At 72.3% G+C, this 22,376-nt stretch carries 20 protein-coding genes, 1 other RNA gene and 1 pseudogene; 14 read left to right on the top strand and 8 right to left on the bottom strand.

Annotation, left to right across the window (positions count from 1 at the left end):
• Positions 1-134 precede the first annotated feature (134 nt).
• The 3 genes from ACFXI4_RS02655 to ACFXI4_RS02645 are packed head-to-tail and all read left to right on the top strand — an operon-like array spanning position 135 to position 3,001.
• Positions 135-974, top strand: coding sequence for a Nif3-like dinuclear metal center hexameric protein (locus ACFXI4_RS02655; protein ID WP_362730872.1), 840 nt, complete (start codon positions 135-137; stop codon positions 972-974).
• On the top strand, positions 971-1,714 hold the full coding sequence (locus tag ACFXI4_RS02650; RefSeq protein ID WP_362730875.1) for a C4-type zinc ribbon domain-containing protein: 744 nt from the start codon (positions 971-973) through the stop codon (positions 1,712-1,714). The genes ACFXI4_RS02655 and ACFXI4_RS02650 overlap by 4 nt, the downstream gene beginning before the upstream one ends.
• A gap of 12 nt (positions 1,715-1,726) precedes the next feature.
• A complete protein-coding gene (locus ACFXI4_RS02645; protein ID WP_384987520.1) occupies positions 1,727-3,001 on the top strand; it encodes a bifunctional RNase H/acid phosphatase in 1,275 nt (424 codons plus the stop codon).
• Here the strand turns inward: ACFXI4_RS02645 and ACFXI4_RS02640 are convergent.
• Complete coding sequence (locus ACFXI4_RS02640; RefSeq protein ID WP_384987518.1) at positions 2,973-3,620, bottom strand: bifunctional 4-hydroxy-2-oxoglutarate aldolase/2-dehydro-3-deoxy-phosphogluconate aldolase; 648 nt, start codon at positions 3,618-3,620, stop codon at positions 2,973-2,975. The two genes, ACFXI4_RS02645 and ACFXI4_RS02640, sit on opposite strands and share 29 nt — an antisense overlap.
• Positions 3,621-3,692: 72 nt before the next feature.
• Positions 3,693-4,475, bottom strand: a complete 783-nt coding sequence (gene yaaA / locus ACFXI4_RS02635) for a peroxide stress protein YaaA (protein WP_362731456.1) — start codon at positions 4,473-4,475, stop codon at positions 3,693-3,695.
• Between the two features lie 89 nt (positions 4,476-4,564).
• Between yaaA and ACFXI4_RS02630 the strand changes: the two genes are divergently transcribed.
• Positions 4,565-6,001 carry an RNB domain-containing ribonuclease gene (locus tag ACFXI4_RS02630; RefSeq protein WP_384987516.1) on the top strand — a complete coding sequence of 479 codons (1,437 nt, stop codon included), beginning with the start codon at positions 4,565-4,567 and terminating at the stop codon, positions 5,999-6,001.
• Positions 6,002-6,337: 336 nt separating this feature from the next.
• Here the strand turns inward: ACFXI4_RS02630 and ACFXI4_RS02625 are convergent.
• Together ACFXI4_RS02625 and ACFXI4_RS02620 are read right to left on the bottom strand one after the other, a co-directional pair.
• Positions 6,338-6,463, bottom strand: a pseudogene (locus ACFXI4_RS02625) (MerR family transcriptional regulator); the annotation flags it as partial.
• Entirely contained in the window at positions 6,460-8,028 is a 1,569-nt protein-coding gene (locus ACFXI4_RS02620) for an FAD-dependent monooxygenase (RefSeq protein ID WP_384987514.1), read from the bottom strand. The pseudogene ACFXI4_RS02625 and the gene ACFXI4_RS02620, both read right to left, overlap by 4 nt.
• Before the next feature lie 49 nt (positions 8,029-8,077).
• Here ACFXI4_RS02620 and ACFXI4_RS02615 point away from each other — a divergent pair, with 49 nt between their 5' ends.
• The 7 genes from ACFXI4_RS02615 (at position 8,078) to ACFXI4_RS02585 (ending at position 14,236) form a co-directional block, all read left to right on the top strand.
• Positions 8,078-8,731, top strand: a complete 654-nt coding sequence (locus tag ACFXI4_RS02615; RefSeq protein ID WP_384987897.1) for a TetR/AcrR family transcriptional regulator — start codon at positions 8,078-8,080, stop codon at positions 8,729-8,731.
• A 48-nt stretch (positions 8,732-8,779) separates the two neighbouring features.
• Entirely contained in the window at positions 8,780-9,610 is an 831-nt protein-coding gene (locus ACFXI4_RS02610) for an AraC family transcriptional regulator (RefSeq protein WP_384987512.1), read from the top strand.
• 16 nt (positions 9,611-9,626) lie between these two features.
• Entirely contained in the window at positions 9,627-10,589 is a 963-nt protein-coding gene (locus ACFXI4_RS02605; RefSeq protein WP_384987510.1) for a DMT family transporter, read from the top strand.
• 18 nt (positions 10,590-10,607) lie between these two features.
• Positions 10,608-11,014, top strand: an RNA gene (gene rnpB, locus ACFXI4_RS02600) — RNase P RNA component class A.
• Between the two features lie 353 nt (positions 11,015-11,367).
• Entirely contained in the window at positions 11,368-12,651 is a 1,284-nt protein-coding gene (locus ACFXI4_RS02595; protein ID WP_384987508.1) for a HEAT repeat domain-containing protein, read from the top strand.
• Positions 12,652-12,733: 82 nt separating this feature from the next.
• Positions 12,734-13,549: an SAM-dependent methyltransferase gene (locus ACFXI4_RS02590; RefSeq protein ID WP_384987506.1), complete on the top strand. Its 816-nt coding sequence runs from the start codon at positions 12,734-12,736 to the stop codon at positions 13,547-13,549.
• Positions 13,550-13,693: 144 nt separating this feature from the next.
• The gene (locus ACFXI4_RS02585) at positions 13,694-14,236 is read left to right on the top strand and encodes a hypothetical protein (protein WP_384987504.1); all 543 of its coding nucleotides are present in this window, start codon (positions 13,694-13,696) and stop codon (positions 14,234-14,236) included.
• Between the two features lie 1,007 nt (positions 14,237-15,243).
• Here ACFXI4_RS02585 and ACFXI4_RS02580 read toward each other — a convergent pair.
• The gene (locus ACFXI4_RS02580; RefSeq protein ID WP_384987502.1) at positions 15,244-15,636 is read right to left on the bottom strand and encodes a hypothetical protein; all 393 of its coding nucleotides are present in this window, start codon (positions 15,634-15,636) and stop codon (positions 15,244-15,246) included.
• A 303-nt stretch (positions 15,637-15,939) separates the two neighbouring features.
• Here ACFXI4_RS02580 and ACFXI4_RS02575 point away from each other — a divergent pair, with 303 nt between their 5' ends.
• Positions 15,940-16,773, top strand: a complete 834-nt coding sequence (locus ACFXI4_RS02575) for a PIG-L family deacetylase (protein WP_384987500.1) — start codon at positions 15,940-15,942, stop codon at positions 16,771-16,773.
• 63 nt (positions 16,774-16,836) lie between these two features.
• Here the strand turns inward: ACFXI4_RS02575 and ACFXI4_RS02570 are convergent, their stop codons facing one another.
• Complete coding sequence (locus ACFXI4_RS02570) at positions 16,837-19,179, bottom strand: FdhF/YdeP family oxidoreductase (protein WP_384987498.1); 2,343 nt, start codon at positions 19,177-19,179, stop codon at positions 16,837-16,839.
• Positions 19,180-19,328: 149 nt separating this feature from the next.
• Between ACFXI4_RS02570 and ACFXI4_RS02565 the strand changes: the two genes are divergently transcribed.
• Together ACFXI4_RS02565 and ACFXI4_RS02560 are read left to right on the top strand one after the other, a co-directional pair.
• Positions 19,329-19,811 carry a hypothetical protein gene (locus tag ACFXI4_RS02565; RefSeq protein WP_384987496.1) on the top strand — a complete coding sequence of 161 codons (483 nt, stop codon included), beginning with the start codon at positions 19,329-19,331 and terminating at the stop codon, positions 19,809-19,811.
• A 200-nt stretch (positions 19,812-20,011) separates the two neighbouring features.
• Positions 20,012-21,112 (top strand): polyprenyl synthetase family protein, encoded by a 1,101-nt coding sequence (locus tag ACFXI4_RS02560; protein WP_384987494.1) that lies wholly within the window; start codon positions 20,012-20,014, stop codon positions 21,110-21,112.
• Between the two features lie 155 nt (positions 21,113-21,267).
• Here the strand turns inward: ACFXI4_RS02560 and ACFXI4_RS02555 are convergent, their stop codons facing one another.
• Positions 21,268-21,651, bottom strand: a complete 384-nt coding sequence (locus ACFXI4_RS02555; protein ID WP_384987895.1) for an NUDIX hydrolase — start codon at positions 21,649-21,651, stop codon at positions 21,268-21,270.
• Positions 21,652-21,739: 88 nt separating this feature from the next.
• Positions 21,740-22,372 carry a DUF1345 domain-containing protein gene (locus ACFXI4_RS02550; RefSeq protein ID WP_384987492.1) on the bottom strand — a complete coding sequence of 211 codons (633 nt, stop codon included), beginning with the start codon at positions 22,370-22,372 and terminating at the stop codon, positions 21,740-21,742.
• Positions 22,373-22,376: the final 4 nt, after the last annotated feature.

Here is a 22,376-nt window from a genome sequence, read left to right as displayed (position 1 = left end):
CAGCGCCCCACGGCTTCACACATACGGGTGCACACTCGACGATTCGCCTGAGGAAACGGGGACGGGTGTGCTGGGCGTCGCCTCGCGTGGGCGAGCAGGTACGGCCCCGGGGAACAGGCAGGTAGCCTTTCCCCGTGCCCCGTCTGTCAGAAGTCATCGCCGCGCTGGAGAGCCTGTGGCCCGCCGAGCGGGCCGAGTCCTGGGACGCGGTCGGCACCGTCGTCGGCGACCCCGACCAGGAGGTCGCGCGGGTCCTGTTCGCGGTCGACCCGGTGCGGGACGTCGTCGACGAGGCGGTGAAGCTGGGCGCCGACCTGCTGGTCACCCACCACCCCCTCTACCTGCGCGGCACGACCACGGTCGCCGCGGGCCACTTCAAGGGCCGCGTGGTGCACACCCTCATCAAGAACGACATCGCGCTGCACGTCGCCCACACCAACGCCGACACGGCCGACCCGGGCGTCTCCGACGCGCTCGCCGGGGCCCTGGACCTGCGGGTGGTGGCCCCCCTGGTGCCGGACGCCACCGACCCGAAGGGCCGCCGTGGCCTGGGCCGGATCTGCGAACTGGACCACCCGGTGACCGTCCGCGACCTCGTCGAGCGGGCCGCCGCCCGGCTGCCCGCCACCGCGCAGGGCATCCGCGTCGCCGGCGATCCCGAGGCCCTCGTCCGCAGGGTCGCCGTCAGCGGCGGCAGCGGCGACAGCCTCTTCGACGTCGTACGCGCCGCCGGGGTGGACGCCTTCCTCACCGCGGACCTGCGCCACCACCCGGCCTCCGAAGCCGTAGCCCACAGCCCCCTCGCGCTGCTCGACGCGGCGCACTGGGCCACCGAATGGCCCTGGTGCGAGCTGGCCGCAGCCCAGCTCGACGAGATCTCCGACCGCCACGGCTGGGACCTCCGCGTGCACGTCTCCAAGACGGTCACCGACCCCTGGACCAGCCACTCACCGTCCCTTGGAGCCCCCAACTGAACGCCGCGCCCGCCGACCAGATCCGACTCCTCGACGTCCAGGCCCTGGACGTCCGCCTCCAGCAGTTGGCGCACAAGCGGAAGTCGCTGCCCGAGCACGCCGAGATCGACTCGCTGACCAAGGACCTCACCCAGCTGCGTGACCTGCTGGTGGCCGCGCAGACCGAGGAGAGCGACACCGCCCGCGAGCAGACCAAGGCCGAGCAGGACGTGGACCAGGTGCGCCAGCGCGCCGCCCGCGACCAGCAGCGCCTGGACTCCGGCGCCGTCACCTCCCCCAAGGACCTGGAGAACCTCCAGAAGGAGATCGTCTCCCTCGCCAAGCGCCAGGGCGACCTGGAGGACGTCGTCCTCGAGGTCATGGAGCGCCGCGAGTCCGCGCAGGAGCGGGTCGCCGAACTGACCGAGCGGACCGGCGCCGTCCAGGGCCGGATCGACGAGGCCACCGGCCGCCGCAACGCCGCGTCCGGGGAACTCGAGGCCGAGGCGGCCACGGTCGCCAAGGAGCGCGAGGTCATCGCGGGCACGGTCCCCGCGGACCTGCTGAAGCTCTACGACAAGCTGCGCGAGCAGCAGGGCGGCATCGGCGCGGCCAAGCTGTACGCCCGCAGCTGCCAGGGCTGCCGCCAGGAGCTCGCCATCACCGAGCTGAACGAGATCCGCTCGGCCGCGCCCGACACCGTCGTGCGCTGCGAGAACTGCCGCCGCATCCTGGTCCGCACGGCCGAGTCCGGCCTGTAGCAAGGGGCGCGCGTGGCAAGGGAGTTCATCGTCGAGGCGGACGGCGGCTCCCGGGGCAACCCGGGACCGGCCGGCTACGGCGCGGTGGTCATCGAGGCGGCGACCGGCGAGACACTGGCCGAGGCGGCCGAGTACCTCGGGGTCGTCACCAACAACGTCGCCGAGTACCGGGGACTGCTGGCGGGACTGCGGGCCGCCCGGGAACTCGACCCGTCCGCGAGCGTCCACGTGCGTATGGACTCCAAGCTGGTGGTCGAGCAGATGTCCGGCCGCTGGAAGATCAAGCACCCCGACATGAAGCCCCTGGCGGCGGAGGCGGCGCGGGTGTTCCCCGCGGACCGGGTGACCTACGAGTGGATCCCGAGAGCCGAGAACAAACACGCCGACCGCCTGGCCAACGAGGCGATGGACGCGGGCAAGCGCGGCGAGCGGTGGTCGGCCGCGGGTTCCACGGCGGAGCTCGACGCTCGATCCGCGGCTACGGCGGCGCCCCGTAAGGGACACGGGGCTGAGACATTTGCGGCTCCGCCGCGTGGGCGCGAGCAACCCCCACCGGCTCGCACGGTGACGGCTACCACGGCAGAGGTCGCAGACACCCGCGCCGCACGCGATGCAGCCACGGCCGCTACGCCGGCCTCCGGCTGGGCGGCGCCGGACACGGGCGCCCCCGCCACCTTCGTCCTCCTCCGCCACGGCGAGACCCCCCTCACGCCCCAGAAACGCTTCTCCGGCAGCGGCGGCACCGACCCGGCCCTGTCTCCCGTCGGTCTGGGGCAGGCGCAGGCCGCCGCCGGCGCCCTCGCCCGGCGCGGCACGATCGAGGTGATCCTCGCCTCCCCGCTCACCCGCACCCGGCAGACCGCCGCCGCCGTCGCCGAGCGGCTCGGCCTGGACGTCACTCTCGAGGAGGGGCTCAAGGAGACGGACTTCGGCGCCTGGGAGGGCCTCACCTTCGGCGAGGTCCGCGAGCGCTACCCGGACGACCTGAACGCCTGGCTCGCCGACCCGGAGGCCCACCCGACCGGCGGCGGCGAGAGCTTCGCCGAGACGGCGGCCCGGATCGCGGCCACCCGGGACAGGCTGGTCGCCGCCCACGCGGGCCGTACCGTCCTGCTGGTCACCCACGTCACGCCGATCAAGACGTTCGTGCGGCTCGCCCTCGGCGCCCCGGCCAAGTCCCTGTTCCGCATGGAGCTGTCGGCGGCCTCGCTGTCGGCGGTGGCGTACTACCGGGACGGCAACGCGAGCGTACGGCTCTTCAACGACACGTCCCACCTGCGTCCCTGAGACCCGCCGCGGCCCGCGCCAGCGACTCGACGCGGGCCCAGTCCCGGGCGGCCACGGCATCCGCCGGGAGCATCCAGGTGCCGCCCACACAGCCCACGTTGGGAAGGGCGAGGTACTCCGGCGCGTTCTGCGCGCCGATCCCGCCGGTCGGGCAGAAGCGGGCCTGCGGGAGCGGACCCGCGAGGGACTTCAGATAGGCCGTGCCGCCGGCGGCCTGCGCCGGGAAGAACTTCATCTCCCGCACCCCGCGTTCGAGCAGCGCCACCACCTCCGAGGCGGTCGACACGCCCGGCAGGAACGGCACCCCGGACGCGGCCATCGCGCCCAGCAGCCCGTCCGTCCACCCCGGGCTCACCAGGAACCGCGCTCCCGCCGCCACGCACTCCGTGACCTGGCCGGGCGTCAGCACGGTCCCGGCCCCGACCACGGCGTCCGGCACCGCGCCGGCGATGGCCCGGATCGCCTCCAGCGCGGCCGGCGTCCGCAGGGTCACCTCGATCGCGGGCAGCCCCCCGGCCACCAGCGCCCGCGCGAGCGGTACGGCATCGCCGGCGTCCTCGATCACGACGACGGGGACGACGGGGGCGAGGTCCAGCACGGAGGTGGGCATGGGCGACATCCTGCCGGGGCGATGCACAGCACGCAAAACCCGTTGCATTCTCTGCAACGGATGTCGTCTCCCTGCGTCTCCCTAATGGATCTCGTCCACCAGCACATCCAGCGCCCAGGCCTGCCCCGCCTTCCCCGGTGCCGCCGCCTCCACCTCGTACCCCAGGTCCCGCAACGCCTCCACCAGCTCACCCGGACCACCCGGCGCGATCCCCGCGGTCAGCAGACTCCGTACGATCCGCCCCTTCGTCGCCTTGTTGAAGTGGCTGACCACCTTCCGCGTCGGCGCGTGCAGCACCCGCACGGTCGCCGTCCGCGAGGCGACCTCCCCGCTCGGCTTCCACGCGGCCGCATACGCCGCCGACCGCAGGTCCAGCACCAGCCCCGCCCCGGCCGCCTCCGGCAGCACCTCGGCCATCGACCTGCGCCAGTGCGTCCCCAGCGCACCGAGCCCCGGCAGCCGCACCCCCATCGAGCAGCGGTACGAGGGGATCCGGTCCGTCACCCGGACCGCGCCCCACAGCCCCGAGAACACCAGCAGCGACCGCGCGGCCCGCCGCTTGGCGGCCGTGTCCAGGGAGGCCAGACCGAGGGCGTCGTACAGCACCCCCGTGTAGATCTCCCCGGCCGGCCGCGCACCGGCCGTCCGCAGCTCCGCGTTCTTCGCGACCTCGCCGCGCAGTCCCTCGCTCAGCCCGAGGACCTCACGCGCCTTCTCCTCGTCACCGGCGCACAGGTCGACCAGCTCGGCGAGCACGGCCTCGCGGGCGTCCGTGAGGCCCGGCAGGGACAGCGCCCCGGACTTCAGCGGGGCACCACGTCCCGAGGACGCCTTGCCCTCCGAGGGCGGCAGCAGGACCAGCACACGTACTCCTCTTCACCATCACGCTCTTCGATCGACGCTCCGTGCCAGCGTAGAGCGCCGGACCGGCACGATGTGACTACGCTCGTCGTATGCCCAGCCGCCACATACGCGTCAAGGGTGCCCCCGAGGCGCCCCTGCGGGCCGCGCTCGCCGCACTCCGGGACGACCTCGGCATCCCGGACGACTTCCGGCCCGAGGTCCTCGCGGAAGCCGAGAGCGCCGCGAGATACCCGGCCGTGCCCGCCCACGACGCGACCGACATCCCCTTCGTCACGATCGACCCGCCCACCGCGAACGACCTCGACCAGGCGATGCACCTCTCCCGGCACCAGGGCGGCTACCGCGTCCGGTACGCCATCGCCGACGTCGCCGCCTTCGTCGTACCCGGCGGCGACCTCGACTCCGAGGCACACCACCGTGTGAACACGCTCTACTTCCCGGACGAGCGGATCCCGCTGCACCCCGCCGTACTCGGCGAGGGCGCGGCCAGCCTGCTCCCCGGCCAGACCTGCCCGGCCGTCCTGTGGACCATCGACCTGGACGCGGAGGGCCGGACGCGGACCGCCGACGTCCGCCGGTCCCTGGTCCGCAGCCGGGCCAAGCTGGACTACGCCGGCGTGCAGCAGCGGATCGACGAGGGGACCGCCGAGGAACCCCTCGCCCTGCTCAGGGCTGTCGGCGAAGCGCGCGAACGCCTCGAGGTGGAGCGCGGCGGCATCTCGCTCAACGTGCCGGAGCAGGAGATCGTCGAGTACGACCACACCTACCGGCTCAGCTACCGCGCCCCGCTGCCCGCCGAGTCCTGGAACGCCCAGATCTCCCTGCTCACCGGCATGGCCGCCGCCGATCTGATGCTCACCTACGGCACCGGCGTACTGCGCACCCTGCCCACGGCCCCCGACGGCGCCGTCGCGCGGCTGCGCCGTACCGCCACCGCCCTGCACATCGACTGGCCGCACCATGTCTCCTACGCGGCCCTCATCCGCTCCCTGAACCCGCGCCGTCCCCGCCACGCCGCCTTCCTCCAGGAGTGCACCACGCTGCTGCGCGGCGCCGGCTACACGGTCTTCAGGGACGGCGTGCGGCCCGCGATCAGCACCCACGCGGCCGTGGCCGCCCCCTACGCGCACTGCACCGCGCCGCTGCGCCGGCTGGCCGACCGCTACGTCCTGGAGCTGTGCCTGGCGGCGGCGGCCGGCGAGGCCCCGCCCGACTGGGTGCTGATGGCGCTGGACCTGCTCCCCAAGGAGATGGCCGAAGGCGCGCGGCGGGCCGGCACCGTGGAGCGGGAGAGCGTCGACATCGTCGAGGCGGCGCTGCTCAAGGACCGCGTCGGGGAGGTCTTCGACGGGTGCGTGGTGGAGGTCGAGCCGCATCGGCCGGCCGTGGGGAAGGTCCTGTTGCAGCAGCCCGCCGTCATCGGCCGGATCGAGGCCGGCGCGCCTCTTCCGCTGGGCGAGCGGCTGCCGGTGCGGCTGACCCAGGCCGATCCGGGGACGACGAAGGTCCGGTTCGCGCCCGCGTGAGCTGCCGTTCCGTCGTGAGCTGTCGTACGAGGCCGGTCGCGTCGGCGGGCCGCAACCGCACCACGCGCACCTCACGGGCCCGGCCCAGCAGGGTGAAGTGGGTGACGGGACCGGCCGGTTCGACGGTCACGGAGGTCTGCGAGCCGACGGGCACGTCGAGTTCGCCGTCCGTCCGCTCGTGCCGGTAACGCGTCTCGCGCCGCACGGACTTGATCGCGACCAGCGGGATCCGCAGACCGAGCCGGACGCCGCCCCGGACGTGCAGCGCGTCCGGGGCCAGCAGCTGCGGGTGGACCACGGCGTCTGCGTGCGGGCCGACGACGATGAGGACGTGCAGACGTCGGCGAGCCCGAGGCCCAGCCCGGTCAGCCGCCGGATCCGGGCGAGGGCCACGGCGTGCCGGAGGGTGCGGTCCCGCCCGTACAGACGGTGACGTCGCGGCAAGGTCGGCCGCAGGCTCAGCCGGCTGCCGCGACGAACCAGCGGGTGAGCGCGTCGTCGAGGCCGTCCCCCCGGTCGTCGTCCCCGTCGGCGGCCCAGGCGGCGAACCCGTCGGGCCGCACGAGCAGACCGGTCAGCTCCGGCCGCCCCGGGCAGAGCGCGGTGACGACGTCCACCCGGTCGCCGTACTCCTCGGCGCGGGCCCGCAGCTTGGGGTCGTCAGCGAGGTCGAACAGCACCGCCCGGCCGTCGTGCAGCCGGTCGCCGAGCCGGGTGCCGTCGGAGAACTCCAGGTCAGGGGCGCTCCCGCCGGTCAACGGGTGCTCGCCGGGCAGGTCGTACCGCTGCCGGACGCCGGAGATCTGCCCGACGAGGTAGGTCGTCCCCTCCCGCGTCAGCGCGAGGTCGGTGACGACCCGGCGCAGGGCGCGGGCGTGCCGGTCGGGCCGCATCACGGCGACCTGGGCGCGGGTCCAGTCCAGCACCCAGGCCCCGACCGGATGGCGTTCGGCGGTGTAGCTGTCGAGCAGGGACTCCGGGGCCCGCCCCTGTGCCACCGCCGCGAGCTTCCAGCCGAGGTTCAGGGCATCGCCGAGCCCGAGGTTGAGCCCCTGGCCGCCGAACGGCGAGTGCACGTGCGCCGCGTCCCCGGCGAGCAGCACCCGGCCCCTGCGGTAGGTGCTCGCCTGCCGGGCGTTGTCGGTGAACCGGGTCGAGGAGTGCACCTCGTGGACGGTCACCTCGGGCACCCCCGACACCCGGCGCAGGGCGGCCTGGAGCTCGTCCGCGGTGATGGGCGCGGAACGGTCGGCGGGCGGCCCGTCGAACTCGACGGTCAGGATCCGTCCGGGGAACGGCCCGTTGACGTACGTCCCCACGTCGGTGGTGTTCCACCCCTTCCCCAGCCGCTCGCCCCCGCTCATCTCGACGACCGCCTGGTAGCCGGTGATCTCCGGATCGCTCCCGGGGAAGTCGAACCCGGCGAGCTTGCGGACGGTACTGCGCCCGCCGTCGCACCCGACGAGCCAGCCGGCCCGGACGTCCTCGCCGCCGTCGAGGTGTACGACCACACTCCCGCCGTCGGTGTCGAAGCCGGTCAGCTCCACGCCCCGGCGCACCTCCACGCCGAGCCGCTCGGCGCGGGCGGCCAGGATCCGCTCCAGGTCGGCCTGCGGGACACCGAGACCGACCCGGTCGGCGGGACCGATGTCGGCGAACGCCGGGTCGGAGGCGTCGAACAGGTCCCCGCGCATCATGATCCCGGCGAAGTGCCCGGCGAACTTCGGGGGAGTACGGGCCGCGTCGGCGCCGCGATCCCCGAGGAAGGCCTGCAGCCGCCACCGGTTCCTCTCCCAGGCTTCGGCGAGCTCGGGCAGCAGGCCCCGCCGGTAGAGGGCCACCGCGCCGGCCGTGTTGATGCCGCCCGCCTTGATGGTGACGTCCACCTCGGCCAGCCGCTCCACGACCAGCACCCGGGCCCCGCCGAGCCGCAGCTCACCGGCGAGAAAGAGCCCCACGGGCCCTCCACCGGCCACCACCACGTCGTAGGTCTGTTCTTCGTGATCTTTGCGATCCGTTGCTGTCATGACTTCACTGTAGTCACTAAAAGTTTCGAGCGGCTATAGTTTTCTTGTGATCGATGAGAGCGGGCCAGGGAGCCGACCGGACGGCAGGCCGGGGGAGACCCTGCGGGAGCGCAAGAAGCGGGAGACGCGGCAGCGGATCTCGAACGTGGCGACGGTGATGTTCCGGGAGCACGGCTTCGACCAGGTGACGGTCGCCGAGGTGGCGCGAGCGGCGGGCGTCTCCGCGATGACCGTCTTCAACTACTTCCCGCGCAAGGAGGACCTGTTCCTCGACCGCATCCCGGAGGCCGTGGCGGCCTTCTCCGGGGCGGTACGGGACCGCGCCCCCGACGAGCCCCCGCTCACCGCACTGCGCCGCCTGGCCTTCCGGTTCATCGACGCCGGGCACCCGCTGGGCGGCGTCGGGGAGGGCTTCGAGGGCTTCTGGCCGGTCGTGGCAGCCTCACCGGCGCTGCTGGCACGCGCCCGCGAGGGCGCCGAGGAGGTGGAACGGGCGCTCGCCGGAGCACTCGCCGACGCCGGTCAGGCCGACCCGGAACTGCTCGCGGCCGTGACCGTCGCCGCGTACCGCTCGGTGTGCGTCACCTCCGTGCGGCGCCAACTGGCGGGCGAGCCGTTCCCGCAGGTCGCGCGGGACCACCGGGAGCGGATGGGGGCGGCCTTCGACGCGCTGGAGCGGATGAGGGATGGAACCGACGCCTGAACGCGTTGCACCCTTGACGCGCAGGGGGCCGCACAGGGGGTGCCGGAAGTGGCGGAACAAGCACGGTGGACAAGGGCGCGGCTGGGTCGCTGCGGCCCGCCGCTCGACCTGCTGACGGCGCATTTCGAGCGCCACATCTACGCCCCGCACGCCCATGCGGAGTTCACCATCGGAGTGTGCGTGGGCGGCTCGGAGATCATCGACTACCGGGGCGGCCACATCCGCAACGGCCCCGGCGCGATCGTCGTACTGGCCCCCGGCGAGATGCACACCGGCGGCCCGGCCACCCCGGACGAGGGCTACGCCTACCGTGCCCTGTACGCGGACCCGTCCCTGCTGGCGGAGGGCACCCTGGCCGCCGGCACCCCGCACTTCCGCGACCCGGTCCTGGACGACCCGGAACTGGCCGCTGCCCTGCGCCAGGCCCACACCGACCTCGCCCACTGCCCCGACCCGCTGGAAGCGGAATCCCGCCTCCCGTGGCTGCTGACGGCCCTGTCCCGCCGCCACTCCACGGCCCGCCCCGCGGAGGACCACGTCCCCGGAGCACACGGCATATCCCTCGTCGTCCGGGACAGACTCGCCGACGAACTCACCGCCCCACCGTCCCTCTCCGCCCTGGCGGCCGACCTGGGCCTGTCCCGCTACCAACTCCTGCGGGCCTTCCGTACGACGATGGGGGTGCCGCCGTATGCCTGGCTGGCCCAGTACCGGGTGACCAGGGCCCGCGCCCTCCTGGACTCGGGCGTACGCCCGGCCGAGGCCGCCGCCCTGGTGGGCTTCGCCGACCAGGCCCACCTCACCCGCTGGTTCCGCAGGGTCCTGGGCGTGACCCCGGCGGCCTACCGCAACAGCGTTCAAGACCCGGGACGCTCCTGACCCCGATCCTGTACGCATGACTGCACGAGGCTGGTTCCTGTTCTCCCTCATGGGAGTGATCTGGGGCATCCCCTATCTGATGATCAAGGTGGCGGTGGACGAGGTGTCCCCGTCGACGGTGGTCTTCGCCCGCTGCGCGGTGGGCGCGCTGCTCCTGCTGCCCCTGGCGATCCGCCAGGGAGGCCTGTGGCTGACCATCCGCACCCACTGGCGCCCGATGCTGGCCTTCGCGTGCATCGAGATCATGGGCCCCTGGTTCACCCTCACGGACGCCGAACGCCACCTGTCGAGCTCGACGGCGGGCCTGCTGATCGCGGGCGTACCGATCGTGGGCGTGGTCGCGGCGCGCTGTTTCGGCGACACGGAACACCTGGGCGCACGACGGGTGACGGGCCTCCTGATCGGCCTGGCCGGCGTAGGCGTCCTCACCGTCCCCCACCTGACCGGCGGCGACGCCCGCTCCCTCGGCGAGGTCCTGCTCACGGTCGTCGGCTACGCGACGGCTCCCCTGATAGCGGCCCGACGCCTGAAGGACGTCCCGACCCTGCAGCTCATAGCCCCCTGCCTGACCCTGGCCACGCTGGTCTACGCCCCCGCGGCAGCAGCCACCTGGCCCACGGCCGTGCCCTCCTCAGGAGCCCTCCTCTCCCTCCTGGCCCTGGGCGTCCTGTGCACGGCGGTGGCGTTCGTGGCCTTCCTGGAACTGATCAAGGAGATAGGCCCGACCCGCTCGACGGTGATCACGTACGTCAACCCCGCGGTGGCGGTGGCGGCGGGTGCGCTCTTCCTGAGCGAGAGCTTCACCGCGACGATCGCGGTCTCCTTCGCGCTGATCCTGACCGGCTCGGTCCTGGCGACGATGGCCTCGGCACCGAAAGGGTCCGCCGACCCGGCGCCGGTCCGCCCCGCCCGTCAGTGGCTCCGCCGCGGACCGGCCCCGGCCCCCCGGCCGGAACGAGACGAGGCCGGCGCCCGCTAACATGGTCCACACGGCAGACGAGCCGGGCGGACGGCCGCGTGGAGCCCCCTCACAGGGGCTTCCCGAGGAACGTCCGGGCTCCACAGGGCAGGGTGGTGGCTAACGGCCACCCGAGGCGACTCGCGGGACAGTGCCACAGAAAGCAAACCGCCCAGCACCTCGGTGCTGGGTAAGGGTGAAACGGTGGTGTAAGAGACCACCAGTGCCCAGGGCGACCTGGGCAGCTAGGTAAACCCCACCCGGAGCAAGGTCAAGAGGGGCCGCTGTAAGAGGCGGCCCTGCGGGGACGTTCGAGGGCTGCCCGCCCGAGCCCCCGGGTAGACCGCACGAGGCCGGTGGCAACACCGGCCCTAGATGGATGGCCGTCGCCCCGGCTCCCGCGAGGGACCGGGGAACAGAACCCGGCGTACAGCCCGACTCGTCTGCCGCTCCACCTCCTCACGGGCGGCACGAGCGCACTGGTGACCGAGGGACCCTGGCGACGGACATCTGGGCGTTGGCAGGGCAGACCGCGGGTACACGTCACCACCTGCCGTCACCGCGATCACCGGCACGAGTGTCCGCACCGCCGGGTACCCTCGAACATCGTCAACGCGGCCCGACGGGCTTCCGCTCCACCCAGGTGGAGTCTCGAAGGACATGCCCCCACCCGCACGAGTCTCTTCGTGCTGCCTGGGGGCGGATCGCACGGGCGGCTTATCCCGAACCGACCTAGCGTGCGGTGAGACCTTAAACTCGCCATCTACGAGCCCTAGAACGCAGTGCTTACGTTTCCTCCATGTCTACCAGCGAAGGTCAGTCGTACGAGGCCGTCGAGCGGCTGGCCGCCGGAGTCGGGCTTGGGCAGGCGCTTGACGTGACCGACCCGGACCAGTGGATCGGGCTCGACTTCGGGGTACGCCAACTGGCCTGGCGGCGGCCGGAGTTGTTTCACTCGAAGGCGTCGCGGGCCGGGCGGCGGATGTGGTGGGGGTCGAATGCGGCTAGGGCCGTGGTCACGTGGTCCCGTAGGCCGGATGACGGTGAACTCGCCCTCGCCCTCTGCCATCCCGACGGCCGGATCCGCGAGGCCGCGCTGGAGAAGGCCGGGGGACGGTCCGCCCTGCTCGCGCTGGTCGTCATCCGCTGCGCGGACTGGGTGGGGCCGGTACGTCAACGGGCCCGGGCCCTGCTGGCCGGGACGCCCTCGTCCCGGCTGGCCGCACACGCCGCGCTGATCCTGCGCACCGGCCGTCGCTCCCGGGGCGGATTTGCTCAGGAGTTGCTGACCGAGGAGCTGCGTTCGGGGCCGGCCGGACAGGTCGAGGCGTTGCTCGGCAGTGAGGACCGGGCCACGGCTCGGCTCGCGCACCGGGTGGCCCTCGAGCGGCGGCTGCTCCCTGCCGCGCGGCTCGCCCGGACCGCCGCTCGCCATCGCGACGTCGTCGTGCAGGACCTGTGTGCCGAGGCGGCGGTGGCGGCCCTTGGTGAAGGCGCCTGCGACGGGTTCACCGAGGTCGTGGTGGCGTTGCTCGGGGCCCGGCAGCCTCGGGTCAGGTCGGCGGGGGTGACCGCGCTGCGCCGCACCGGGCGGCACGCCGACGCCGAGCCGTACCTCACCGACCGGTCGGCCGTGGTGCGGGCGTGTGCACGGTGGGTGTTGAGGCAGGGCGGCATTGACCCTGCACCGCTGTACCGCGCTCTGTGCGCCGACCCCGCGGGCCGGCCCGCCGCCGCGGTGGGCCTCGGTGAGTGCGGGGTTCGCGAGGACGGGGATCTGGTCCGGAGACTGCTCGCGCACCCGGCTCCCGGGGTGCGTGCCTTCGCGGTGGCGGGGTTGCGGGCGTTGGACGCGGTGCGCGTCGACGACGTGACGCCGCTCCTGGACGACCCCTCGGCGGCGGTGGTCCGGCAGGCGACCATGGCTCTGCTGCCCTGGGCCGACCGCCTGCCGGAGGAACCGCTGCGCGCCCTCCTGGCCGAGGACCGTCCGCGTCACCAGCGAGTCGCGGCTGTCCGGCTGTTGCGGGCGACCGGGGGGATGCAGGTCCGCGGCGGACGCTCGGTATGCCCGTGTGCGTGAACTGCACGCCCGCGTACGGGAGTTCGATCGTAGGATGTGTCGCGAACGGTTCCCGCCCCCGGTTGAAGGACGTGCGCCTCTCATGAGTGACCCCGCAACGACGCCCGAGCCGGCGGAGCAGGACAAGATCGATACGTCGGTGCCGCACTCCGCGCGTATCTGGAACTACTGGCTCGGCGGGAAGGACAACTACCCCGTCGACGAGCAGGCGGGTGACGCCTACACCGAGGTGTTTCCCGGGATCGTCACCATCGCCCGGAGCAGTCGGGCCTTTCTGCGGCGGAACATCGCCTATCTCGTGGCCGACGCCGGGATCCGGCAGTTTCTCGATGTCGGGACCGGGCTTCCCACCGCGCAGAACACGCACGAGGTCGCCCAGGGGCTCGCTCCCGAGGCGCGGATCGTCTACGTCGACAACGATCCGATGGTGCTCGCCCACGCCCGTGCCCTGCTGACCTCCACCGAGGAGGGCGCGACCGCCTACATCGACGCCGACGTGGCGGAGCCGGACCGCATTCTCGAAGCCGCCGCCGCGACGCTGGACCTCGGGCGGCCCACCGCGCTCATCCTCAGCAACATCCTGGGGCACATCGGCGATCTGGAGCAGGCCCGTTCCATCGTCACGCGGCTGATGGGGGCGCTGCCCTCGGGGAGCTATCTGTCCGTCAACGACGGATCGCGTGGCATCGACCCCGTCTTCGAACAGGCCCAGGACGCCTACAACAGCAGCGGTGCCGTTCCGTACAACCTGCGGTCCATTGACGAGATCACCGCTTTCTTCGACGGTCTGGAACTCGTCGAGCCCGGTGTCGTCTCGGTGACCGAGTGGCGGCCGGAGCCTGGTTCGGGGGTCCCGACGGTCGTCGCCGAGCACGGTGGGCTTGCGCGTAAGCCGTAGCGGTGGAAACGGGAGTGGGCTCAGGCAGCAGGTGGTGCGGGCGGGGTGTCTGGGTCTCGATGGGCGGCTCCGGTGCGCACAACCTTCCGAGGGGCCGCAGGTCTGAGAAGACACACACCTGCGCGAGCTACCAGGGGGGTAGTCATGCGACGGATAGGTACTGCACTGGCCGCGATCATGTTGGCGGGCGGTGGGCTGGTGGCCGGGACGGTGCCGGCGGTTGCCGCGCCGGCGGCTGCCGTCGACTGCGGCGTGTCGTGGGGGAGTCTGGAGAAGAGCGGTGACGCCGATGCCGGGCGGCGGTTGACCGACGTGCGGGCCGGGCAGCACGAGTGCTTCGACCGGCTCGTCTTCGACGGCCTGGGGGCGGGGGACGCGCCGATCGGGTTCACGGTCCGCTACGTCGACGTGCTGCACCAGGACCCCAGCGACGTCGTGGTTCCGATCAGGGGCGGGGCCATTCTGGAGATCTCGCTGTTCTCGCCGCGCTACGACCCGGCCACCGGACAGCCCTACCCCGCGCTTCCGTCCGTCGGCGTCACCGGGTACCGGACCTTCCGGGAGTTCAAGGTCACCGGTGGCTCCGAGGGTTACACCCAGGCCGGACTGGGTGTCCGCGCCCGGCTGCCGTTCCGGGTCTTCCAGACCGCCAACCATCTCGTGGTGGACGTGGCACACACCTGGTGAGCGAAGCGGTCGTACGAAAACGGAATACGGTGCGCGGCGTTCCCCTGTCGTAGGGGGAGCGCCGCGCACCTGTGTCCGTGCTCGTTCGGAGCGGGGTGGCGCCCAACTCCGGTCCCCTTGTGGGTTATGGCGTGGAGCGAGGCAGGTGATTCCTGAACCGGCGTACGCCCCCGTCGTACGTGCGGTGTCACTCCCGGGGGTGAATGGGGTGCCATTCAGGAACCCGTTGGTGGCGTGTGGAGTCCGAACAGGCATGTAACAGGTCTTGTTGTCGGGCACGCGGAGTGCGAGATCTTCCCTATTGCCGGCGCCGCATTCCTGAGCGCACGCGTGCCGGGAGTCCTGGGGCTATAGATTGTGTTTCTGTCCGTACGTGGCCGTCCGACGGGGTTGATGGCGGGACGGCGTGCGGATCGGCGACGGTGATCAGGGATCGCCGCAGGTTGTACCTGATGCGTTTGCGTTGCGCCCGTGACCGGTGGTCGAGGAGCCGTTCGATGTGACGGGAGCGGCACACGCTGCTTCATGTTGGTGTATCAGTCAGGAGTTCCCGGTGCCCGATCCTGTTCCCACGGCATCAGGGATGCCCGAGTCCGGTTCTGGAACGCCGGATATCCCGTCGCAGAACGGGGCTCGCCCGAATGGACGTCGCGGTTCGGGACAGGAGGGCGCGGGACACGACTCCTCCGTGGGCGGTGCATATATCCACAGTCCTGGAACCGGATCGTCGAATGGCCGTTCAGATACTCCGCCCGAAAGCTTTCTGGATTTTCTGGACCGTCTTTCGGAGAGGGTTTTCACAAAGAACGACAAGGCGTGGCCGGCCGTGTTCCAGTTCGCTCTGCTCGTGCTTTTGCTGCCCATGTCACTGGTCGCCGTCATGATGGTGGCCCACGCCGCGGGCGTCCCCGGCTGGGCGATCGCCTCGGGGGCGGTGACATCGGCCGGTGGGGTGGGTGTGGCGACCGTGAGCCGCCGTCGCCACACCGGCCGTCGGTCCGGGCGGTCTAACCGGCGTCAGGGATCGCACCGGCGCCGTTGACGGCCGTGCGCTCGAACTCGCCGGAGGTGGTCCAGGCGGCGGTGCCGGGTGGGCCGCCTGCCGGGCGGCGGGTGCGACGGGTGCGCCGGGTGCGACGCAGCAGGCCCAGGGCCACTGCCAGGGCGGTCGACGCCGCCTCCACGGCCAGGAACACCGCCGTTCGCCCCGAACGGGGCACGGCGAGGGCGGCCGCGGTCGCCAGGGCGAGCCCGAGGACCGTGCACGCGGCGACGAACAGGGCGGACGACGTGGTCCGGCCGGCCTCGGGGCGCGGACGCCGGTGCGCTCCGCCCGGGTGCTGCCCGGAGGAACTGTGCGGAGGGAATCCCTCCGCGCGATCGGTTTCCTGTGCGGTCATCGTGGCCCCCACGGCATCGCCCCTCATCACTTACCGTCACTGTCTAGTTACCCATCATCCAGGGTTCAGGACATGCTGCGCTGGATATCGCCGCATGCAACAACGCGACTTTTGTCCAATGGGTTCTCCCGGCCTGGCGCGGTGGGAACAGTCCGGCCGGTCGGCGCCGTTGCATCGGTGGAGGAAGCGGTGCCGCCCGGGCGGTGAGGATCGGTGTGCTCGGGAGTCTGTCGTCGAGGGGCGCCCGACCGGGTGCCCGCCGTGGACTCGGACCGAGGACTTTCCCAGCAGGAGGACTGTTTCATGAACGACCGACCCTTGACGCTCATGGCCGTGCACGCCCATCCCGACGACGAGGCCACGAGTACGGGAGGTGTGCTCGCGCGGTACGCGGCGGAGGGCATGCGCACGGTCCTCGTGACCTGTACCGACGGCGCTTGCGGTGACGGGCCGGGGGGTGTCAAGCCGGGGGAGCCCGGACACGACCCGGCGGCCGTCGCCGCGCTCCGGCGGCAGGAGCTGGAGGCCAGCTGCGAGATCCTGAAGATCAGCGATCTGGAGATGCTGGGCTACGGCGACTCCGGGATGATGGGCTGGGCCTCCAACGACGCTCCCGGGGCGTTCTGGCGGACGCCGGTCGAGGAGGGGGCCGCCCGGCTGGCGGAACTCATCCGGCAGTACCAGCCCGACGTGGTGGTCACCTATGACGAGAACGGCTTCTACGGGCACCCCGACCACATCCAGGCCAACCGCATCACGATGGCGGCGCTGGAGATGACCGAGTCGGCGTCGAAGGTGTACTGGACGACGATGCCCCGCTCGGCGATGCAGCGGTTCGGCGAGGTCATGCGCGAGTTCGGTGAGGACATGCCGGAGCCGGATCCCGCCGAGGCCGCGGCGCTCGCCGAGATCGGACTTCCCGACGACGAGATCACCACCTGGGTGGACACCACCGGGTTCGGCGGCCAGAAGTTCGACTCCCTGGCCGCGCACGCCAGCCAGGGCGAGAACATCTTCTTCCTGCGGATGGGCAAGGAGAGGTTCACCGAGCTGATGGGTGTCGAGACCTTCGTACGGGTGCACGACACCACCGGCGCGGACCTGCCCGAGGACGACCTCTTCGCAGGACTGCGCTGAACTTCGCCGGGCTGCGGAGAGCCCGGGCTGCGCTGATCTTCGCGGGGCCGCCGACAGCCGCGCTCAGAAGGTGGCCGCCCGGCTGATCGTCGCCCGGATGTGTTTCATCAGGGGCTGGTCGCTCTGTTCGCTGTAGTCGCACAGGGCGATCAGGACGTTCATCTCCGGCATGTAGCCGGCCGCGCAGCCCCGGGGGAGGTCGTAGGGGATGGCCAGATAGCCGTTCAGGGTGCGGGTGGTGCCGTCCTTGGCGGTACTGGTGATGTCGACCGGATCGAACTCCTCGATGCTGCGCTCGCGCATGTCGGAGGGGTTCATGAAGACCAGGGTGCGCAGGTTCCTGACGCCCCGGTAGCGGTCGTTGTCGGAGTAGATCGTGGTGTTCCACTGGTCGTGGGAGCGCATGGTGCCCAGGGCCAGGGTGCCCGGCGGGGGGACGACGTCCGGGAGCGGCGCCGAGGAGAACTCGGCGAGCCCGGAGCCGGTACGGAAGACCAGTTCGCGGGCCGGCTGGCGGATGCGGAAGCCCAGGGGGAGGCGGACCCGGCGGTTGAAGTCCTCGAAGCCGTCCAGGACCTGGGCCATGGTGTCGCGGATGCGGTCGTAGTCCTCGACGTACCACGACCAGGGGGTGGTGGAGTCGGGGAGGGCCGCCCGGGCGACACCCGCGATGACGGCGGGCTCGGAGAGCAGGTGCGGGGAGGCGGGCTTCTTCATGCCCACCGACAGGTGCACCATGCTCATCGAGTCCTCCACGGAGGTGGACTGGACGCCGCCGCGCTGGTGGTCCTTCTCGGTGCGGCCCAGGCACGGGAGGATCAGGGCCCGGCGGCCGTGGACCAGGTGGCTGCGGTTCAGCTTGGTGCTCACCTGGACCGTGAGGTCGCAGGAGCGCAGGGCCTCGTAGGTGGCCCGGGTGTCCGGCGCGGCCAGCGCGAAGTTGCCGCCCATGCCGACGAACACCTTGATGCCGCCGCGCAGCATCGCCTCGATGGTGCCGACGGTGTCCAGGCCGTGCTCCCTGGGCGGGGTGATGCCGCAGACCCCGGCCAGCCGGTCCAGGAACGCCGGTTCGGGCCGGTGGTCGATGCCGCACGTGCGGTTGCCCTGGACGTTGCTGTGGCCGCGCACCGGCGAGGGACCGGCGCCCTCCCGTCCCAGGTTGCCCCGGAGCAGCAGCAGGTTGACGATCTCCCGTACCGTGTCCACGCCGTGCTCGTGCTGGCTCACGCCCAGGCACCAGCTGACGATGGAGCGGTCGGCCTCCCGGTAGATCCGCGCCGCGTGCAGGATGTCGGCGCGGCCGATGCCGGACTGGCGCTCGATCTCCTCCCACGGCGTGGCCTCGCACACCGCGCGGTACTCCTCGAAGCCGGTCGTGTGGCGGTCGATGAACTCCTGGTCCAGAGCCTTGGGGTCGGACGTGGACTGGTCCAGGACCGCCTTGGCGATGCCCCGCATCAGCGCCATGTCACCGCCGATGCGCACCTGGAGGTTCAGGGTGCCGGTGCGGGTCGCGTGGAAGGCGGCCATGTCCACGAAGTCGTGCGGGATGATCGTGCGCCGCGACGCCGCCTCGATCAGCGGATTGACGTGCACGATCCGCGTGCCGCGCCGGTAGGCCTCGGCCAGGGCCGTCAGCATCCGGGGCGCGTTCGACGCCGCGTTCACCCCGATGATGAACAGGGCGTCCGTGGCCTCCCAGTCCTTGAGGTCGACGGTCCCCTTGCCGGTGCCGAGCGAGGCGGTGAGGGCGCGTCCGCTCGCCTCGTGGCACATGTTGGAGCAGTCCGGCAGGTTGTTGGTGCCCAGTTCACGGGCCAGGAGCTGGTACAGGAAGGTGGCCTCGTTGCCGAGCCGGCCCGAGGTGTAGAACGACGCCTGGTTCGGATCGTCCAGCTCCCGCAGCGCGCGTCCGGCCAGCTCGAACGCGTCCCGCCAGCTGATCGGCACGTAGTGGTCCGACCCGGCGTCGTACACCATCGGCTCGGTCAGCCGGCCCTGGTCCTCCAGCGCGAAGTCGCTCCACTCGGACAGTTCGGCGACGGAGTGGGCGGCGAAGAAGTCACGCCCGACCCGCTTGTGGGTCATCTCCCAGGTGACGTGCTTGACCCCGTTCTCGCACAGGTCGAGCCGCAGGCCCTTGGTGTCGTCGGGCCACGCGCAGCCGGGGCAGTCGAAGCCGTTCCCCTCGTGGTTCATCTTCATGATCGCCCGGGGGCCGTCCACGAGCGCGTGTTCCCGCAGCAGGAACTTCGAGACGCTCTTGGCGGCGCCCCAGCCGGCGGCCGGGTGGTGGTAGGGGTGGAAGAACGGCTCCCCCTGCGGCCTCGGCCCCACCCGGGGCTCGGTCTCCTCCCCCGTGCCCCGTCCCAGCCGCTTCGGCTCGTCGTGGGAGGTACTCATGGCTCTCGCCTTCACCGTCGAGAGTGCACGCCGCCGGTCTCGGTGGTCTCCTTTGCCATGCTAGGCACGCCTGTCAGGCCTCGCGAGGGGAGAACGAGGGGCGAGGGCGAGGGCGAGGGAGAGGGAGAGGGAGAGGGAGGAGGGGAGAGGTGGCGAGGGCGAGGGGGGAGCAGGCGGCCGGGCGGTTCGGTCAGGACGCCCCGGGACGTCCCGCGCCCCACCGCTCGTACGCAGCCACCGGCTCCGCCATGCCCAGCACCGGTCTCGTCCACCGGGCCGCCCCGGACCTTCAGCGACGCGATGGGCGCCCGGCTGAGCAGCGCGCCGTACGCGGGGTCCGTGGCCACCGGGTGACGCTTGGCCGGACGTGCCGGGCGGTGATCCAGGCCACGCGTTCGCCCAGGTGCCGGCCGGCCCACTCCGCGCCCGCCCGTTCGTGCGGCAGGCCCGGGTTCGGCGCGCACCCGCTGCGCCCGGCCGATGTCGTGCAGCGCGGCGGCGACCACCAGTTCGTCGTCGGCGCCCGACGCGACCGCGAGGTGGGCGGCCTGGAGAGCGTGGGTGCGCTGGTCGACCGGCTCCCCCCGCAGGGGAGGCCCGTCGGACCGTCGATCGGTTCGGCCGGCCGGTGACTGGTGGGCGCGCTCCCGATTCCTCGGCGTATCTCCCGTTTCCCTGATGTTCCCCGATTTCTCCGGGTCGCCGGGTCGCCGGTCGTTCTCACGCCGGGAACGGTGTCCGCCCCACTCGTCCGGACAATGTGTCGTCGGCCGATCGCCCCGACCCGGAAAATGAAAGTCCGGACAGCCACGTCGTCCCCAGGAGCCCCGCCATGCCCGACACCGCCGGTGCCCACGACCAGTTGACGGCTCGTCTCGCCGGCCACACCCGGGCCTTCGAGAAGCTCTTCGCGGAGTACTTCGACTCCCTGGACGACGCCCTGGACACACCCTCGTTCAGCAGGTTCACCCCGGAGTGCCTGCGCCTGCTGAGGGAGCTGTCGCTGCGCGGCGGGAAGCGGATCCGTGTGGTGATCCTCCACGAGGCGGCGCGCCTGGTGACGGACGGCCCGGTGCCGGGACTGGAGCAGGCGGCCCTGAGCCTCGAACTGCTGCACAGCCATGGCCTGATCCACGACGACCTCATCGACGACAGCCCCACCCGCCGGGGCGGTCCCTCCACCTACTACGCCTACCGGGAGCGGTTCCCCGGCCACCCCCGGATCGCCCTCGGCCTCACCGTGCTCGCCGGGGATCTGGCGCTGGCCCTGTCCCTGCGGGCCCTCCTCGACGCGCGGGCCGCGCCGCCGGTGCGCCAGGCCATGATCGAGGAACAGACCAGGGCGGCGGCGGAGACGTTCCTCGGGCAGATCGTCGACCTGGAGCGCGATGTCACCGGCGGCCTCCCGGACACCGAGGTCATCGACGAGGTGGCGGACTACAAGTCGGCCCGCTACTCGCTGCTCGCGCCCCTGCGGCTGGGCCTGCTCGCCGCCGGGGGCTCGCCGGTGCGCCACGAACGGGAGTTGAGCCGCTACGCACGCCTGGTGGGCATCTGCGCGCAGATGCGGGACGACTACCTGGACCTGTTCGGGGACGGCGAGGTGATGGGCAAGGCGACCGGAACGGACATCCGCGACGGCAAGCGCAGTTACGTGGTGGCCGCGCTGCTGTCCCCGTCCGACGGCCTCGGTGGCGCGGAGCGGGCCGTGCTGGAGACGGCGCTCGGCGACCCCGCCTGCACCGCGGGGACGATCGACACGATCCGGGAGATCGCCGAGGCGCGTGGGGTGGGCGGGCGGCTACGGGCACGGATGCGTGATCACGCCGAGCAGGCCGCCCTGGTGGCCGGTGGCTGGCGGGCGCACTGGCGGGGCGAGGCGGTCGACTTCTTCACGCTGCTGCCGCACTGGAGCGTCGAACGCTCCCACTGAACCCGCCCGGCCGCGGTACCGACACGCCCGCCCGGCCCGGAGGGTTCGTCCGGCGCCCCGGGTCCCAGGGCGCCCCGCCGAGGCGGGACGCCCGGCCGCCGCCCCGGCGTGGCTCGGCCGGTGTACGGGTCGTCAGGAGGACGGCCGGCGTCGGGCTACACGGGTGTGTGGCCCTCCAGATAGACGCGGACGGGTGCGGGAAGCCCCGTGCCGACGGCTTCCGTGAACGGGGACCACCTGAGGTGCTCCGCGCCGAGCCGCGCCTCCGCCGACGGGGTCTCGGACAGCAGCCGGCACACCACGAAGGAGTGCGCGTCCGGCGCGGCCGTGTCCGCCGCCGGCCGCAGCAGCGTCGAGCCGTCGACGAGGTAACCGGTCAGCTCGTACACCAGCCGCGCCGCAGTGGCCGTCGCGGATTCCGCCGGTTCGGGAGCGCCCGACGGCAGTTCCCAGCCGTGCTGCCCGTTCACCAGCAGCACCCGCCCGTTGTAGACGACGACCGCCTCCACCACGCCCGCGGCGGCCTGCTCCGAGATCATCCCCACCCCTGCCCTCCCGTCGCGCCGGTCGACGCGACGCATCCTTCCTACCCTGGTCACACCGGCTCACGCCGTGCGGCCGGCGCGGTCAGCCGCTGACGATGCCCACGACCAGGTTGATGGCGGTGGCGAGAATGCCGGTGCCGAAGACGTAGGACAGCAGCGTGTGACGCAGCACGATCGCCCGGATCGCCGAACTCGACACATCGGTGTCGGAGACCTGGTAGGTCATCCCGAGGTTGTAGCTGAAGTAGAAGAAGTCCTGGTACGCCGGCGGGTCGTCCGAGTTGAAGTCGATACCGCCCCCGGACTCGTAGTACACGTAGGCATAACGGGCGGCGTACATCAGGTGCAGCGCGCCCCAGGCCGTGAAGACCCCGCACAGGGCGAGAGCCGCCGCCACGTGACCGGGGTCGGACCTGCCGCGCAGGAGCAGCAGCACGATGGCGGCCAGCGCGCACAGGGCCACCGCGACCACCACGGGTTCCTCGGTGCCGGGACGGAAGTCCTCACGCCGCGCATTGCGGTGGGTGGCCGCGGCGTCCATCGGCAACAGCACCGCCCAGCCCGTCAGGACGAAGGCCAGTTCCGTCGTGGCGATCGCGGCCAGCGCCCCGAGTGCTCCGTCGGCCGCCAGCGCCACGGCCACGCCGGCCACCGCTCCGACGACCGCCGCGACGGTGAGGCGGGGCACGGCGTCCAGGGGCAGGGAACGTCTCATGCGT

The organism is Streptomyces sp. NPDC059224, from assembly GCF_042754285.1.
Taxonomy (GTDB): domain Bacteria; phylum Actinomycetota; class Actinomycetes; order Streptomycetales; family Streptomycetaceae; genus Streptomyces.
The sequence above is the reverse complement of the archived record's forward strand: the minus strand, read 5'-3'. Positions and strand labels throughout refer to the sequence as shown.